At 70.0% G+C, this 17,926-nt stretch carries 6 protein-coding genes; 4 read left to right on the top strand and 2 right to left on the bottom strand.

Annotated features, from left to right (window positions below):
- The first annotated feature begins 128 nt into the window (after window positions 1–128).
- From OG734_RS12900 to OG734_RS12885, 4 genes are all read left to right on the top strand, one after another.
- Complete coding sequence (locus OG734_RS12900; RefSeq protein ID WP_330287627.1) at window positions 129–10,730, top strand: scabin-related ADP-ribosyltransferase; 10,602 nt, start codon at window positions 129–131, stop codon at window positions 10,728–10,730.
- Window positions 10,727–13,417: a right-handed parallel beta-helix repeat-containing protein gene (locus tag OG734_RS12895; protein WP_330287626.1), complete on the top strand. Its 2,691-nt coding sequence runs from the start codon at window positions 10,727–10,729 to the stop codon at window positions 13,415–13,417. The genes OG734_RS12900 and OG734_RS12895 overlap by 4 nt, the downstream gene beginning before the upstream one ends.
- 83 nt (window positions 13,418–13,500) lie before the next feature.
- Window positions 13,501–14,394: a hypothetical protein gene (locus OG734_RS12890; protein WP_330287625.1), complete on the top strand. Its 894-nt coding sequence runs from the start codon at window positions 13,501–13,503 to the stop codon at window positions 14,392–14,394.
- Between the two features lie 341 nt (window positions 14,395–14,735).
- A complete protein-coding gene (locus OG734_RS12885; protein WP_330287624.1) occupies window positions 14,736–15,281 on the top strand; it encodes a DUF1697 domain-containing protein in 546 nt (181 codons plus the stop codon).
- A 142-nt stretch (window positions 15,282–15,423) separates the two neighbouring features.
- Here OG734_RS12885 and OG734_RS12880 read toward each other — a convergent pair whose 3' ends face one another.
- Window positions 15,424–15,825, bottom strand: a complete 402-nt coding sequence (locus OG734_RS12880) for a DUF3224 domain-containing protein (RefSeq protein WP_330287623.1) — start codon at window positions 15,823–15,825, stop codon at window positions 15,424–15,426.
- A 94-nt stretch (window positions 15,826–15,919) separates the two neighbouring features.
- Window positions 15,920–17,686 carry a tetratricopeptide repeat protein gene (locus OG734_RS12875; RefSeq protein ID WP_330287622.1) on the bottom strand — a complete coding sequence of 589 codons (1,767 nt, stop codon included), beginning with the start codon at window positions 17,684–17,686 and terminating at the stop codon, window positions 15,920–15,922.
- Window positions 17,687–17,926: the final 240 nt, after the last annotated feature.

Raw genomic sequence — 17,926 nt, 5'->3', positions numbered from 1 at the left:
TCAAAAAGATTTCGCCCGCACCGCACTGACCGGCGAAAACTGTGGCGTGCGCCACTTTCTTGAACTCTTCGCCCACCCCGGTACGTCTGCTTCCCGTACCCCAAGTCCCGGACCGCGAGGAGGACTCCTTGGCCACCTCCGACGAGTGGAGCAGAGTCGGATTCACCGGCAATCCGGTGACGGGAAATCCTGGCGCCGTCGAGAACGTCACCAAGGAGCTGCGCGACCTCGGCGATCTGGCCGGGCGGGTCGACGGCGGCCTCGACGCCCTGCTGACCAAGGCCGAGGACGGGGGCTTCGAGGGGCGGACCGCGGACGCGCTGCGTACGTACGTCAAGAACGAGCTCAAGACGTTCATGGCGAACATCAACCGCTCGTTCGAGATGGCGGCCGACGCCACGGCCCGCTACGCGCGCGCCCTCGGGGACTCTCAGGACCGGGCCGAGAACGCCGCCGACACCGTCGCCGCGCTGGAGCGCGTCGGCGGTCAGCCGCTCGCCGAGAACGATCCGGAGATGACCCGCGCCCGCAACGAGGTGGACGCGGAGATCGACACCATCCAGGCCGAGGGCAAGATCCTGGAGGACGCGCTGCGCGAGGCGGCCCGGCTGGTGTCGCGGCCTGTGAAGAAGCCGAAGAAGAGCTTCTGGAAGCGGTTCGTGTCGACGTTCTTCAAGGTTCTGGAGATCGTCGCGCTGGTCGTCACCATCGTCGCGGCCATCATCGGCGGCCCGCTGGGCCTGGTCGCCTTCGGGCTGGGAGCGGTGCTCTTCGCCAAGGCCCTCGTCGACTACGCCACGGGCAACGGCAACGCCCTCAGCCTGGGCCTCGCCTTCCTCGGCATCCTGTTCCCCTCGACGAAGGGCCTCACCACCCTCGGCGGACTGGCCCGGCTGGGCTTGTCGGGCGGCAAGGCCCTCGGCGGCGCCCTCTCCGCGGGCGGGCGGATGCTGTTCCGGGGCGGCAGGATGCTGTTCTCCTCCCCCGGCAGACTCCTGTCGCTGGCCGGACAGGGGCTCGTCCGGTTCGGCAGCGGGCTCGGCAGCCGCGCCGCGGGCGGGTTGATGGCGTTGCCCCGGGTCCTGTCCAAGACGCCCGCGATGCTGGGGTCGGCCCTGCGGTTCATGGGCGGATTCGCCCGGGGCACCTTCCGGCAGGGCCGGTCCGCGCTGACCCGCGACTTCGCCGAGTCGACCGCGTTCGTCGGCGGCGGCATGGCCGGACGGCTCGGCGTCTTCACGGCTCTGAGCCTGGGCCGCCTCACAATGACGGCACTGCTGCCCATGCGGTACTCCGAGATCGCCCGGTTCGGCTACCGGGGCGCCTTCCGCATGGGGTTCGTCGATCGCGGCATGCACTTCACCTCGCGGCCCCTCGGCACCCTGGGCAGGACGGGTTCCCTGGCCGGCGGCCTCGCGGAACTGACCGGCCGGAACCTCGACCGGGGCGGAAACCTTCGCCCGTTCGACGCCACGGACACCGACCGGCTCGCCGTCCCCGGGACCCCCGAGTTCAACGACACCCTCGACGAACTGGCCGACATCCCGATCACCTCGGTCACGGCACCCCGTACACGGGGCTTCAGTTCCCTGCCCGGCACCACGCCCGTCCGGATGCCGGGCCGTCTCGACGACATGGGCGTCCGGTTGAACACCCTGGACACGCTCGACACGGTCGGACTGCCGGTCGGTACGGTTCCCGGCGGACAGCGGTTCGGGCTCAGGGACGAGCTGCGGAACCTGGACACCCTGACGGGCCTGGAGCGCACCGGGACCGGGCTGCTCAAGCCGCTCGACGATCTGGCGGACCTGGCGGAACTGAGCCTCGACGGCAGGCTCGGCGGGCTGACCGGATTCCAGGTACGGCAGATCCTGGACGGCGAGATCGACCTGGTGAACGCCGCGCCGGACGGGGTCGTCCTGCGTGTCGGAAAGACCGATCCGGTGGACGTCCGGGTGCAGTTGAAGGACGAGGTGAAGGTCGACGTCCTCGGCCCGGCCGACCCCCGGGTCCCCACCTGGAACACGGCGAACGGCACCGACCGCCTCGACGAGCTCGGGATCAGGCTCGACGACCTCACCCGGCTGATCCCCGACACCGGCGACGACGCGCGCACCGCACGGGACCTGCTCGGCCTGGGGCCGGTCAGGACGGACCTCACCACGACCCCGCTCGCGAAGAGCCCCGGCTTCACGCCCCTGACCCTGCGGGACGTCGTCACCGGCGGGGCCACCGGCAAGCTCGCCACGGAACGCTTCCAGACCTGGGCGCGCACCCAGGCCACCCAGTTCCAGCTGGACACCGCCGGACGCAAGCTCTCCGAGATCGACGCACTGACCGACGTACCGCCGCTGGGCCGCACCCGGGCCGAGCTGGATCTGAGCGCCGCGAAGATCGACTTCAACCAGGCCCGGACAGCGTTCGACCGGCTGGGGATGAACCTGGACACGGTCCGCCGGGACGTCACGGTGATGATGATCCGCATCGACGGCTCGGCGGCCACCCTGCCCACCGGTGAACTGCGGCTGCTGGACGACCTGGGGCGGCCCACGGGCCAGTGGATCACCATGGAGCCCGGGCCGACCGTCAACTGGGTCCTCAAGGGGGACTCCGGGGTCGTACCCGACGTCAGGGTGACCGTGACCGACGGCGTCTTCACCCTCACCCCGCCCGACGGCCTCGTCACCAGGATCGGCCTGGACGGCAGACCCCTCCTCGACGACATCCCCGTCCGGCCGGCGTCGCCCGCGGGTCCGCCGGCCACACCGCAAGGGGTGGATCCGGTGCGGGCGCCCGTCACGCCGGAGGTGACGGCGCCGTCCGTGCCGCAGGTCCACTGGCTGGTGCGGCAGGACATGGACTTCTCGGCGACGGTGGGCAAGTCCGGGGTGAAGACACAGCTGACCGGGGAAGGTCTCGTACCGGTCAGGATCGACGGCACCATCACACCGCTCCAGGCGGTGTCCACCGCCAATGCCAAAGTGTTCAAGGAGAAGAGCCAGTTCACCGCGTTCTCTGTGCCCGGGGGCACCGGAAAACCCTTCGGGAACAGCGAGATCGGGCTCGATCTCGTATCCCTCACCAACGACATCACAGCCGGTGCGGACAGCGTCAAAGGTGTGCGGATCCTCTCCAACACCCAACTGCAGCAGGAGATCCTCAAGGAGATCCGGATCGCCGTCGGGGACTCGGCTCTGGAGATCCCGTCGAAGTTCACCCACCTGACGAAGAACGACGACATCAAGAAGTTCCTCGCCGAATACAACGTGCCGAAGAAGTTGGGCGCGTCGGTCGCGACGGACGTCAAAACGCTGCTCCAGGTGCGCCGCGACAACACCTGGCTCGTGCAGGGGACCATTCCGAAGGACTATCTGACGGGCCCCTATCCGACCGTCGAGTCCCTGAAGTACGTACCGGCCGCGCCGGCCACCACCACACCGGTCCAGGTATCCACGGACCTGCTGGAGTCCGCGGGCCGGGCCTCCGGTTCCGGGCTGCCGCCCCTGGAAACCCCGCAGTCGGTGCTGAAGACGGACGACTTCTTCATGTCGAACGTCGACCTGGAGCAACTGCACGGTGTCAAGCTCATCCGGCAGGACAACTTCCACGCCTTGGAGGTCGACAGCAAGGGCCTGCGCAAGTCGTACTTCAAGCCCGACCTCGGAATGGTCCCGGCCAACCCGGACGGCAGAACCACCGCCTTCCAGCATGTGGTGGGTGCCGAGCTCGCGGACAAGAAGGGGAACAGCCCCTTCACCTCGTTCGCCGTGTCCGGCGGCGAGAAGGTGTACGGCGACACGGAGTTCGCCCTCGATGTCCGCAAGCTGGGTCTGGACATCAAGGCCGGGAAACTGGAGAACGTGGGAATTCTCCCGGCCCGGGATCTCCAGCAACTGATGGGCGACCAGATCGAGCGGACCATCGGGAAGCGTCTCGACTTCTCGGGGCTCTCCGGGGCCGGCTCCCGCGACATCGTCGAGTTCCTCAAAAAGAGCGACGTCAATGTCGCGGGCCGGGGCGGCAAGGACTTGACCGGCACGATCGCCAGAGATGTCCGCGCGCTGCTCAACACCACCCGTGACCAGGAATGGCTGATCAAGGGCATTATTCCCAGGAGTTACCTGGAGGGCCCCTATCTCAGGGCGACAGCGCCCGAGGCCGCGGGTGGCCCGGTGGGGCCCGTAGGCGACGCGCTCCATGGACTCGACGAAGCCGCCGGCGACCTCCGGCTGTCGGACACGTTCAAGACGGACTTCGAGGTGAAGGCCGTCACCGTCGAGTGGCGTACCCAGGCCGGCACAAATTCCGGTCGGCTGCTGGAGTCGCGCGTCGGTGAACTGCCGCTGCTGGACCGCCTGGGACGGCCCACCGGTCAGTGGATCACCATGGAGCCCGGGCCGACCGTCAAGTGGGTCCTCAAGGCGGACGCCGGAACCGTCGTCCCCGACGTCCAGGTGCAGATGGTCGACGGTGCGTTCACCGTCACCGCTGCCGACGGCGTCGTCACCAGGTTCGGCGCGGACGGCCTGCCGTCGGCGGGCCTCGGTGATCCGGGTTCGGTCTCCCTCCCGGCGTCGCCGCGCACGAGCCTCGACGAGGTGGTTCTGTCCTCGCCCGGGGACCTGGACCGGCTGGCCTTCGCCGCCGACCGCTCTGTCGACATCCAGGCCATCACGCCCGCACCGGTCTGGCGCGAGACCGACGAGACGCTGTGGCGCATCGGCGGCAAGCGCGGCCTGGACCAGATCTTCTCCGAGGGATTCACCGTCCGCGACGCCCTGGAGACCAACCTGGACGTCATGGTCAGGACCGGCCAGCCCTCCGCGTTCGTGAGCACCACCACCGACCGGAACCTGATCTGGGACGGAGTCTTCAAGTTCGAGATCGAAGCCTCCGGCGGGATCGACGTCGGCAGGAGCTTCGAACGCTCCATGGGCCCGGACGCCTGGCGGGCATCGGGCTGGGCGTCGGAGAACGAGATCGCCTTCCCCGGCGGTATCGCCCCGGAGTTCATCCGCGGCGCGTACCGGATGGACGCCCAGCACAACCTCCTCGAATGGATTCCGAACCCCAACTTCCGGGGCAGCGACCCCCTGCCCGAGCTCGCGGCGGATCTGAGGGCCGCCGGGGAGGGCACGCCGGGTCTGAGCGCGCTGGACTTCCAGGGCCTGTCCCTCGACGACCAGTTGAGGCTGCTGGACCAGCTCGACCTGGGCGAGAGCAGGGCCTTCGACGACCTCGACTCCCTGAACGGGGTCGACGCCCTCGACGAGGTCGGAAGCCAACTGGACGATGCCGGCCATCTGTCGGACGACTTCACCTTCGACCGCTTCGACGCGCCCGCGCCCCGCACCGAGACCGTGCTGGCGGACCCTCAGGAGTTCGCCGGAGTCACCGGCTTCCGCACGGAGTGGCAGCGGACGCCGCTGGCGGACGGCGGGTTCGCGCTCACCGGCAAGGCCGGGGACATCCGGATGGTGGTCACCGCTGAAGACGTCCTCCAGTTCCGAGACGTCCGGCTCCCGGCCGGCGACGGCTTCCTCCGCTTCGACGCCGACGCGGCGTCCGGCTCCCTGCCCCGCATCGTCGGCGAGGACGGCCTCCCGCTGCCCGGCGGTGCGGTGATCGAACCGGTCAGGGGCGCACTTGGCGTGGTCACCGGTGTACGGGTGCGGTCACTGGACGGCGCCTGGACCGGCCGCTTCGACCTGGACGGTACGCGGCTGTCCGAGCAGCTGACCCTGTCCGGCCCCGCCGGCGGCCCGCCGACCGGCTCCCGGCTGACCACGACATTCGCCCAACTGCCGGGAGGCGCACAGTCGGCGACGCACCGATTGACCGTACCGGGGGCTGCCGACGGCGCCTTCGACGTCGTACGGCTCGACGGGGATCCGGCGCGGCGGCTGCCGGGCGGGTTCGCGGTGACCGACACGGCGACCGGGGGGCGGTTCGTGTTCGACCGGGGCGGCCGGTTCGTGGACCTTCCGGTGGACGGGGCGCCGCCGGTGCACCTGGACCTGTCCGGGGCGGCGGTGCCGGACACGCCCCGGGGCCGGCCCCCGGCCCTCGACCGCCTCGGCGATCTCGGTGGTGAACCGGGCTCGCTGAACCGGCTCTCGCCGCCGGATCTGGCACGTGCGGACCTGCCGCATGCGGACCTGACATCGCAGCCCGCCGGGTTCGGCGCCCGGTTCACGGCGGACGTGACCGACGGCGTCCCGACGCCGGTGAATCCGGCACGGTTCGACGGTATGCCCCTGTCCGGGGCCGACGAGCTGACGGATCTACGGCTGCGGGTCACGGAGTTCCCGGCGACCGATCTCGCGCCGGCGTCGTTCCGGATCGATGTGGTGGACTTCGGCGCCACCGGTGGTCCGGTGCGGCTGGAGAACACGACAGTGACCCTCCACGAGGGCGGCGGGCTGAGCATCTCGGGGCCTCGGGGCGGTGTGCGTTGGCGGTTCGACGCCCAGGGGCACTTGGAACACCGGGAACTGCCGCTGACCGGCACCGACTTGGCCCTGCGCTTCACCGACGACGCCCTCGACCCGATGCCCAGGGTGGTCGGTCCGGACGGGGTGCCCGTCCAGGGGGCGACTCTCACCCCGGTCCGGGACGCGGCCGGCACGCTGAGCGAGCTGACCGTGCGGGTGCCCGTGCCGGACGCGGACGGGCTCACGGCGGTGTGGCGGTTCGAACCCGGCGGTGCCCTGCGCCAACAGGAGCTGCCGCTCACCCTGCCCGGCCTCGACGGCCCGGCCGGCCTGGGCGTCAAGGTGACGATCACCCCCGGCACGGGCGGGACCACGACCAGGCTCCTCGAACTGACCGGGCCGTCCCACCTCACCGGTTCCTTCCGCCTAGGGCCGATGGACGGCGCCCTCGCCGGACGGCTGCCGAACGGCTTCACGGTCACCGACACCGTCACCGGCGCCCGTTTCCACCACGACGCCGGCGGTCGCCTCGCTCTACGGGACCTGCCCGCCCGGGACGGCTCCGGCTTCCTCCGCTTCACCGAGGGCGCCACGCCCGGTACCCCGCCGGTCCGGCTCGACGACCTCGCTGACCACGGCGACTTCGCCGGTGACCTGGGCGATGCGGCGCAGATCTTCGACCGTACGCTCGACGAAGCGAGCGGCGTGCGGGGCCCCCTCGACGACCTCGGCCGCCTCACGGGTCCGGACACGCCGCACACCGACGCGCCCCTGCGACTGGACGATGTCGGCCCGGAGGAACGGGCACTCGTCGACGCCCTCTGGAACGACCTGGTCCGGGACGTACGGCCCCTGTCCGCCGACGAACTGAACCGCGTCATGGGCCCCGACTCCGCACGCACCGACACGCTCTCGGAACTCGGCGACCTGTCGGACACCGAGCTGGAGGCCCTCCGGGCACGCCTGGACAACCTCCGGCGGATGGACGGGGACGAGGACGCCGAGCTCCAGGGCGTGCGCGTCCCCCGGGACGTCCAACTGCCCGGCGACCGGGGCATGTTCCGTTTCGACGTGGACGACCCCGGCGGCGTACCGCAGCTACTGGACCCGGCAGGCCATGAACTGCCCGGGTTCCGCGCCGAGTTGCTCGACGACGGCCGGATCGCCCGCATCCCCACCGGGCCGGGCGCCCAGCCCCTGGAGCGGACGGTGTTCGACCCGGCGGGCACGCTGCTGGAGGAGACCGTCGCCGTACGGGTCAAGGGCGGAAAGGTCAACGGCCAGTACTGGAGGATCGACCACGCCACCGGCAAGGCCGTACGGCTGGACCCTTCGGGCAACCCGCTCACCGGCCGCTTCGACACCGCCACGGTGGAGAAGTCGGCCACCGGTCAGTTCAGGCTGATCGGCGAGGGCAAGGTGACGCTGTTCGAGCGCGAGGTCCTCGGCAACGGCCATGTCCTCCACCTCGACCTGGACCGGTTCGGCCGGGCCCGCTGGACCGAGTTCGACCAGGCCGGGAACAGGCTGCGGGCCGGGGAGCGGATCTTCGACAGCGACCGCAGGACCTTCCACGACACGCTTCCCTACCGTTGGGCCCCGGTGGACGTCCTCGACGTGCGCACCTACACCAAGGCCCTCGACGGCGGTCTGATCCGGGCGGAGACGAACGCGAAGGGCGACTGGGTCTGGACGCGTTTCGCCAAGGACGGCACCGAGGCACTGCACGGCACCCGCGAGTGGTCCTGGACCCGGATCGGCTACAAGGACACCTACCTCGACCCGGCCACCGGGCAGCATGCCGTGGCCCAGCGGCGGGGTGACATATGGCCGTTGAACGGTTACCACGGCTCCCGCCAGTACCTGGAACACCAGCTGCTGTCCGGCCCCGCCCCCGGCGGAATGCGGGCGAACCCCCTGGTGCACACCGCCGTCGGCCCGAACAACAAACCGATCGACTTCGTCGACGAACTCACCGAGGAACTCGCACAGCTCGCCGACGGCGGCACCCTGCATGTCACCCGTATCTCCGACCAGCGACTCCCGGCGGCAGCCTGGTACCCGCGTGCGGGCCACGGCCGGTTCGACGGCTTCTTCCGGAACTTCGGCACCGGCGACTCCATGTTCCAGGTGTCCAAGTGGACGGAGACCGCCGCCGACGGCACCAAGCTGCGCGGCGTCCGTCTGGTCTCGCACGGCGGTACCAGCTGGCAGGACATCGACCGGTTCGGCCGGATCGTCCGGGAGACCCGCACACTGGAGAACGGCAACGTGATCGAGGTGGGCCGCAGCGTCGGCGACGCCAAGCAGTGGGCGCCCGCCCCGAAGTGGAACGCTTCCGCGGCCCCGTACGAACTGCCCTGGCTGGATACGAAGAGTGGCACCGCCGGCACCCGCCATGTCGCCGCCGACGGCAGCTTCGAGGACGTGTTCACGGGCCCCCGAGGGAACGAGCTGCTGGCCATGCGCTCGCAGGGCACCGGTGTGCGCGAGTACCTGGCCGAGAACCCGGCACGCGGCCTCGGCGCCGACGACATGTCCGGGGTGTGGGTGGACAAGAACACCCAGCTCCAGATCACGGGCCGACGCGACCACTGGGGCGATCTGTACGTCGAGTCCCACGGCGACCCCCGCAAGGACCATTGGACCTGGCAGGCCACCGGCCCCGACGGGGAGGTCACGGAGGGCATCCGCATCCAGAACCGCGGCTCGCTGTACTCCCGTACCTGGGACGACTCGTTCATCGACTTCGAGCGGCTGGAGAACGGCCACCGCGGCGCCGCGATCCGGGAGCGCGCCGTCACCGGCGACGGCACCGTCTGGGTCGACGCCACCCGGCAGTCCGGCGACACCTGGTCCTGGCAGCGGATCAGCGCCGACGGCACGGTCGACTCGAAGGGCATCCGCACCTACCAGGACCTCGCCAAGGGCCGCTGGAGCGACCACATCGGCACCGACGTCGTGCGGTATCGCGACGGCGGCCGGGTCCGCGAGTACGCGTACACGGTGAACCAGCCGGCCGTCGCACCACCCGTGGACCCCGGCCGCATCACGCTGGCCGATCTCCTCGCCCGGTCCGCGCGCCACTTCGAGCCGGACGTGTCGGCCACCGTGAACCGGGAGGTCTGGCAGGAGTTCGACATGGGCAAGGTGGTCCACCGCCGGGATCCCGTGGAGGGCGCCGAGGGCCGGTTCCGGGAGTCGGAGTCGCTGTGGAACCAGTGGCGCGAGTACCAGGACGGCCGACTGGTCGCCCAGCGCACCCTCACCGGACGGGTCTGGGTCACCGACGCCTTCGGCCGCTGGTCCGCCTTCGACAGCGCCAAGCTGCCGGAGTTCAGCAGTCTGCCCAAGGTCGGCGGAGAGGTGGGCCTGGACGGGCACCGCAGCTGGCGGCTCATCGGGCGCGAGGTGGACTTCCGCGGCTACACCACCGAACTGCGCGGCTACAACCGCGAGTTCCGCGATGTGTTCCACGACATCTGGACCGGTGTCGAGGACGGCTCCTCGGCCTCCATGCCGATGTGGCGGCACCAACTGCGCAAGGCCGTCCTCGACTTCACCATGGGCTATCTGCTCGAGTTCGGCACCAGCTTCGCCGTGTCCGCCATCACCGCGGACCTCGGCAACACCAGGTTCGACCCGATCACGGCCCTCCAACGGGCGGCCATCAACGGCGCCATCGGCGGCGGCATCCGCGTCGGCGTCAACATCGCCTACGACACCACGCGCCTCGGCTACCTCAAGTACGGCCTGACCAACCTCGACCAGGGCCAGGACTGGAACCGTCACCCGCTGGCCTCCAAGGACGACTGGGACGGCGAGTGGACCGTGTACGAGAACCCCACCCGCTGGCGCTCCGGTTCGTACGACTACTTCAACAGCCTGGGAGTCGGTGTGCTCACCGGATTCGTCAACAACGCCGTCAACGCGGCCGTGTTCGGGGTGAACGGCCAGAAGCGCACCGGCGTCGACGCCCTCGAAGCGGGTGCCTGGGGTGCGGCGGGTTCGGCCTTCGCGGGCATCACCAGCGGTCTGTTCCGGTACACCTGGCACGCCACCGCGGGCTCGCGGATCTTCCACCGCGGCGGCCCCGGCGAGCTGATCTGGCAGGCCGCCGAGGGGATAGGCGCGGGCACCCTCAACTACGGGCTAAACAACAAGGACACGGCCAACATCCTGCCGTCCCGCGCCTTCCCGTCCTCGGGCAGCACGCCCACCACGCCGCCCACGACACCACCGGAGTCGCTGACCGTCGACCCGGCCGCCCTCCCCGACGGAACGGACCTCCCGTGACCCCCACCTCCACCGTGCACCGGGTCGCCCCCAAGGGCCGCGGCACGCACCGCAGCATCGCCTCCGCCGTGCGCGCCGCCCGCGACGGCGACGAGATCCGCATCGCCCCGGGCGAGTACGTCGAACAGCTGCTCGTCGACCGCGCGGTGCACCTGCTGCCCGAGGACGGCTCGGCGCACGCCGTACGACTGCTGGCCGCGTCCCCCGGGCGGCCCGTACTGGAGGTCGCCGCCCCCGGCGTACGGATCGAGGGCATCGCCCTGACCGGACAGGACCCGGGGCTGCCCGCCGTGCTGGTCGGCGCCGGGGACCTGGAGCTGGACGCCTGTGAGATATCCGGCGGCCGCGTCGAGGCGGGCGGCGACTCGTCGCTCGCCCTGACGGACTGCCGGGTGTCGGGGGCGGGGCTGGCCGCGGTGCACGTCAACACCACCGGCTCGGCGCGGCTGACCCGGGTCGTGGTCGAGGACATCCAGGGGACCGGTGTCGTCATCGCCTCCCGGGCCACCGCCGAGGCCACAGAGCTGACGGTACGGCGGGTCACCGGGTCCGGTGTCCGCGTACGGGGCGACGCCCGGGCCGTGCTGCGCGACTGCCGGATCTCCGGCCCGGGACGCAGCGGGCTGCTGGTGGAGGACGGGGCGGCCCTCACCGCGCTGGACTGCCGGGTGGAGGAGACGGCCGGTGAGGGCATCCGCGTACTCGGCAGTTCACCGCGTCCCGCGGACCGGGGGAGCGCGGACCGGGAGAGTACGGCCGGCGGCGTCCTGCTCGCCCGCTGCGAGGTCCTGCGCACCGGCACTGACGGGGTCGCCGTCTCCGGCACAGGGGACGTCCTGCTGCTGAACTGCCGACTGCGGGACGGCTCGGGGCCCGGGGTGAGCGCGGACGGCGAGAGCCGCACGGAGCTGGTCGACTGCCAGGTCGACCGGGCGCACGGCTCGGGTCTGGTCGCCCGGGGCTCCGCCCGGCTGACCGCCGAGGGCACGTCGGTGACCGGCAGCCGGGCCAACGGTCTGCTGGCAAGCAACCGTTCCGAGGTCCACATGGCCGCCGGCGACCTGACGGACTGCTCGTTCAGCGCGGTGCACGCCTGCGACGACTCCCGGGTGACGCTCACGTCGTGCCGTATCGCGTCCACGGCGGAGCACGGGATCCGGGCCACCGACCGAGCCGGCCTCACCGTCGAGGGCGGCCGCATCACGGACTGTGGACTGACCGGGGTGCAGATCGACAGCGCGGCCGAGGCCCGGATGCGCGGCCTCTCCGTGGTGCGCGGCCGGGCCGGGATCACCACCGAGTCGACGGGGACGGTGGTCCTTGAGGAGTGCGACGTCACGGGCGCCGAGCGGGCCGGGATCTCCTGCGGCACCGGGACGACCCCGGTACTGCGGGACTGCCGGATCAGCGGTACCGGCACGGCCGGCCTGGTGATCGGGGAGCGCGCCACACCCAGCGTCGAGGGCTGCACGGTTCGGGACGCCGCCGGCTCCGGTCTGGTGGTGGGCCCGCAGGCCGAACCCCGGGTCCGGTCCGTCACGGTGGCCCGGACCGGCAAGAACAGCCTGTTCGTCGGGGAGAAGGCCCGCGGCACCTTCGAGGACTGTGTCTTCGCAGGCGCCGGCAGGGACGGCGCGGCCTTCCCGGCGCTGCACGTGTCGGCCGGCGGCGCACCCGTACTGCGCGGCTGTCTGGTCCGGGACACCGAGGAGGACGTGGCCCTGGAGAAGGGTGCCCGGCCGGTGTTCGACGACTGCCTTTCACGGGACGTGAAGAACCCGTCCCTGCCCACCGGCGCGGACCAGCCCCTGGCGGCCACCGGCAGCCCGGGAACGGACCCGCAGACCACCGCGCGGGAGACCGAGGCACCCCCCGAGGACACCATCGAGGACCTGCTCGCCGAACTCGACGGCCTCGCCGGACTGGACCGCGTCAAGCAGGACGTCTCATCCCTGGTGAAGCTGATGCGGATGGTGCGCCGCCGCGAGGAGATGGGCCTGGCACCGCCTCCGCTCAGCCGCCACCTCGTCTTCACCGGCAATCCGGGCACCGGCAAGACCACCGTGGCCCGGCTCTACGGCCGCATCCTGGCCGCCGTCGGCCTGCTGGAGCGCGGCCATCTGGTCGAGGCCGACCGCTCCGCCCTGGTCGGCGAGTATGTCGGCCACACCGGCCCGAAGACCTCACGCGTCTTCCAACAGGCCCGGGGTGGGGTGCTGTTCATCGACGAGGCGTACTCCCTCACCCAGTACGCCGGCTCGAACGACTTCGGCCAGGAGGCGATCGCCACCCTGCTGAAGCTGATGGAGGACCATCGCGACGACGTGGTGGTGATCGTCGCCGGATACCTCAAGGAGATGGAGACGTTCGTCCGCTCCAACCCCGGCCTCGCCTCCCGCTTCAACCGCACGCTGCTCTTCGAGGACTACGGCAGCGCCGAACTGGTCAGCATCGTGGAGCACCAGGCCGCACAGCACCAGTACGAACTCGCCCCGGACGCCCTCGACGCACTCACCGCGCGCTTCGACGCGATGCCCCGGGACCGGGGGTTCGGCAACGGCCGTACCGCGCGCCAGCTGTTCCAGGCCATGACGGAGCGTCAGGCGTACCGCGTCGCCGAGCTGCCGGACGTCTCGGAGTCCGACGTGATGACGCTGAGGCCGGAGGACATCCCGCAGACACCGTGAGCTCAGCCCTCCGACCTGCAGACCTCTGACTCCCAGCACCCAGTGACTTCCCACCACGGACGCCCGCGTAAGGACCGACTCTCATGCCGCACACGCCCGACCCCCAGCAAGGTGACCGCCAGGAAGGCGAGTTCGCCGATCTGTTCGCCCGCAAGGCACGCACTCCGCTGCGGGGCTTCCTGCCCGGCCGCCGGGTCTGGAACGCGGTCGGCGGCTCCGCGGCCGCGGTCCTGGTGATCGTCGGGTCCGCCTCGGCCGTCTCCGCCATCGACTGGAGCGCCGGCGACTCCGACAAGGTGACCAGCGCGGCGGACAAGGAGGCACCGCAGGAGAGGGAACACGCCGACACCGCTGAGAAGCCGACGACCGCCCCGTCCGGGACGGACAGCAGGGGGGAGAACAGCGGCAGGAAGAACCCCGAGGTCGTCTACGTGCCGGTGTCGGGCGGCGCAGGCGCAGGTGCGGGGGCGGGGGCGGCCGCGTCGACTCCGAACCCCGGCCCGACCGACAGCACCGAAGGAGCCTCCGGCTCGACCGTCAGCAAGGAGGAACAGAGCTCCTCGCCGACGAACCGGGCCACCCCGCCGGGCACGACGACCAGCTACCTGTGGTCGGACGGAAGCGTAGACACGGCCGACGACAACGCCTACTGGGACCAGAGCGTGGTCACCGTGAAGTCCACGAAGCCCCTCAGCAGCCTCAAGGTGGTCATCAAGATCATTCAGACCGGCGGTGTCGCCGGCACCGGGACCTGGAGCAGTCTCGGGGACAAGGTGTCGGTGGCCACGGGAGCGAGCAGCGGGGAGCTGGACTATGTGGTGACACTGAAGGCGGGGAACACGCTGGACCCCGGTACCTACGTCTTCAAGTTCCAGTACAACCACGACCAGGGCAACCGTGCCGCGGGCGGCGACCGCTACAACGTCACCGCCGTGGCCACCGACTCCGACGACAAGTTCCGCGCAGGCGGCTTCTGACCTCTGCCCCCTCAACACATCGATGATGTCGACCGCCGGCCCGCCCCGGGCCGTCTCCTTGTACCTGACGGACATGCGGGTCGCTTTTGATCACGGCATTGACCTGCGGCTTCGACATGCGCAGGCTCAAGCAGGCGCCGCAGCCGACGGTAACTCGCCCACCCGGGTGCGGCAGTCGCCACGCCCGGGTCGGCGGTGGGGAGGAGCAACCCCAGGGGCCTGGCCGAGCGCCCTGGCACGCAGCCCGCCGCCCCTCTCGACCAACCGGACCCTGGGCTGTGGATCGTCGCTATGCTGGCGGGGCCCAAGACCAAGGTTCCCCGCGGACAAGGTGGTTGGCGATGCTTTACATCGCGTTTCTGCGCGGCATGAACGTTCCTGGCCGTTCGGTGAAGATGGACTATCTGCGCAGTCTGTTCAGCGGCATGGGCTTCAACTCGGTCCGCAGCTACATCCAGAGCGGGAACGTCTTCTTCGAATCCGACGAGGACGACCGGGCGGTGCTGGGTGACACCATCAGCACGCACCTGCTGGACGTCCTCGGCTACGAGGTGGCGGTCTGCCTGCGGACGGTCCCGGAGTTGGAGGCGCTGATCGCGCTCGACCCGTTCAAAGGGGTCTCTGTCACCGACGACATGCGGTGCTGCGTGGTGTTCGCGACCGAGCGGATCGATCCGGCGCTGGAGCTGCCGATGATCTCTCCGAAGAAGGACATGGAAATCATCCGCGCCAACCCGTACGAGGCCTTCGTCGTCTGGTACTTGATCAACGGCAAGGCGCCTGCCGCGAAGGGCTTCCAGGAGCGTGTGCTCGGGCCTGACGCGACCACGCGCTATTTCCACACCGTCGTCAAGATCCTTGACGCCGCCAAGAAGGGCGCGGTCTGACCCTCAATAGTGGGCGGAACTCCGACCTACCACCTCTTAGCGGCGCTTCCTGTGGGCTTGATCCAAGGCCGGGTGGTCAATGCTCTGCGAGCCCTTACTACCCTGCCTTGGATCAAGCCCACAGTGTCAGTCATCCCGGCTGTTACGCCTCGAAGTCGTACTCCAGCGTGACATCGCAATTTCCGTCGGGGCGTGCGGTGTAGCCGCCCTTACCGGTGAGACCCGCCAGCCCTTCGGTCGCCGACCCCGGCACCACAAACCACCGTGCGCTGGCCACACCACCCTCCCAAGTCCCCTCGCACTGGAGCACGAAGGACCCCTTCCGACCGCCCAGAGTGCCGGTGACGGACTGCAGACCGACGAAGCTCGCGCTCGTATCGGTGGGGTAGACCATGAGGGTCTCGGCCGACCCCGCTCCCTCGATGTCTCCGCTGAAGGCGTTGGTGAAATGGGCCTTGGTGAGTTTCGGGGTCTCGGCTTCCTCTGCGTAGGGCTTCTCGTCCCAACCAGTGATCGCATAGCTGCCGGTGGCCTTGGTGGTCATCTGCGCCTCCATCGAAAAGCCTGTTGAATTCGGGACTGGGTCACCCGTTGCGCGCGGGGATGTTGATGTGATCCAACCCTCCGTGCTCGAGCGCTCACGCTACAGCTTCCATGCTTGACACACATGTGCTCGCACGTCTCGTCCGCAGCCACCGACCGGCCGGCGGAAGCTCTGCATGATGGTGTCGCGGACGGGTCGGCGGCTTCGCATCAGGTGAGCAAGGAACCGCTTGGGGAGCACCACGAGCCCTCCGGCGCTTGCTGCGTCTGACGATCATCAGGACCAGGGCGAGCGCGGCCAGGTAGTCACGGTACGAGTTGGCAAGGTTAGCGGCGACGGTGAGCGTCCCCGGATGCGAGTCGCCGAATACCTGCGCGCACTGGGCGACCAACGGTTCGAGGGTGGCGATGGACCGTTCGAAGTCCCCAGCTCCGTGGTAGGCGTGGCCCAGGTTCGAACGGACCTTCATGGTGAGTTCGTGCTCGGCGCCAGCGAGCGCTTCGCAGCGGGCGAGGGCCGCCGTGAGCAGCGGAACGGCGCGGGCGTCATGACCGAGGCCCTGGAGATAGAGTGCAGCGCTCGCGTACCGTCCGGCGGGAAAGGTGTCAGCGTGTCCGTCAGGAGTGGTGGCCGCGAGCGCGACGAGGTGCGGGAACAGCCGATCCCAGGCGGGGGACCGGCCAGAGTCGGGCGGTTCTCCCAGGGGGGCGACCGCAGCGCTCAGCAGCCGTTCGGCCTCTAGCCTGCCGGTTGGCGCGCTGTCACCGATGGGCGGCTGGTTCCGGAGTGTGGTCTGGACGAGGCGGTGGATGCTCACCGAGTCCTGAGTGAGGGAGACCATGCAGTAGACAGCAAGCACCCCAAGGGCTTCGTGAAGGTCGTCGCTGTCGTCGGTGATAGGGGTCAGCAGTCCAACGGGGATGTCATCGGGGGCCAGCCACGCCAGTGTGGACAGGACGCGGACTGCCAGAGGGTTGCGCTCCGTGAGGGTGCTAATCGTCTGGCGCCAGATCCGGGCGACGGTGCGCTCTGGGTCTACACCTTCGGGAGCCTTGTCCAACGCGCCTATCAGCCTTCGGCGGTAACGTTCGATGCTGATCGTCGGGTTCTGCGCGAGGTAGCCGCCGGCCTGCATCAGGGCGATGGGAAGCTGCCCCAGGTCGGCTGAGAGGGCCCGGGTCTCCTGTATCTGACGGTGGGTCGGCGAAGTCGCGCCGAGCACCTGGCTACAGAGGAGTTCACTCGCTGCAGCCAGGTCGAGTACGTCGAGGGCCAGCGTTGCGACGGAGGTCGGCCAGCTAGCTGATCGTCGGCTGGTGGCGATGACGTGGCCGTTAGACGTGCTGACGTAGGGCTGCAGATCGGCCGGATCCTCAACGTTGTCGAAGATCAGCAGCCACCCCGGATGCCACTGCAGCCACAACATCGCCCAGGCGGCGCGATCTTTGGTAGACGCGCTGCCGGCCCACACGGGGATCAGCCGCAGAGCGAGGTCGGCCAGCGATTGCTCGATGTGGTCGGGTGATGCGGCGGCAATCCACCACAACACGGTGTAGTCGCGACGGTGTCTGTGGGCATACGTAAGCGCGAGGGTGCTCTTGCCGACGCCGCCGAGGCCTTGGACGACGGCAGTCCCGGCGGCCGGCTGCCCGAGCGTGCCGCGCAGCCAGCCCAGCTCGCTCGTGCGGCCGAAACACAGGGGGAGCGGCGGCAGGTTGGTGAGCCCGGCAGGTGCCTGGACATCGCGCGCCGAGTTCAGCAACTCGGCCGTCAGAACGTTGACCGGGCCGGTGATCGCTGTCCCGATGTGATGGGCGGCGACGGATCCAGCCCCTATCGCCTGGAAGGTGAAGTCCGTCACCGCAGGACCCGCCGACTCTCGTGGCGAACGGTGACCGTCGACCTTTCTCTGCCCGACGGCCTACTGCGTGCCCCCATCTCAGTCCCCTCTGCAGGCCGGCTGGATGTCTCGCTCTCCAGCACGGAGCGTACGCGTTGCCCATGTTGGGTCAGTATCGGCTGAGCGGCGGCGAGAGTTGCATGGAATCGGGACTTCGTCGCTGACACGATCGTTGATCGTGAGGCCGGGCACGCTCTCTGC

This window comes from Streptomyces sp. NBC_00576, from assembly GCF_036345175.1.
Lineage (GTDB): Bacteria > Actinomycetota > Actinomycetes > Streptomycetales > Streptomycetaceae > Streptomyces.
Note: the sequence above shows the minus strand (reverse complement) of the source record. Positions and strands in the feature narration are given on the sequence as shown.

Bases quoted from the DNA above. Each gene is read 5' to 3' on its own strand.
- OG734_RS12885 (WP_330287624.1), top strand. From the start codon at position 14,736: ATGCTTTACATCGCGTTTCTGCGCGGCATGAACGTTCCTGGCCGTTCG.
- OG734_RS12890 (WP_330287625.1), top strand. From the start codon at position 13,501: ATGCCGCACACGCCCGACCCCCAGCAAGGTGACCGCCAGGAAGGCGAG.
- OG734_RS12880 (WP_330287623.1), bottom strand. From the start codon at position 15,825: ATGACCACCAAGGCCACCGGCAGCTATGCGATCACTGGTTGGGACGAG.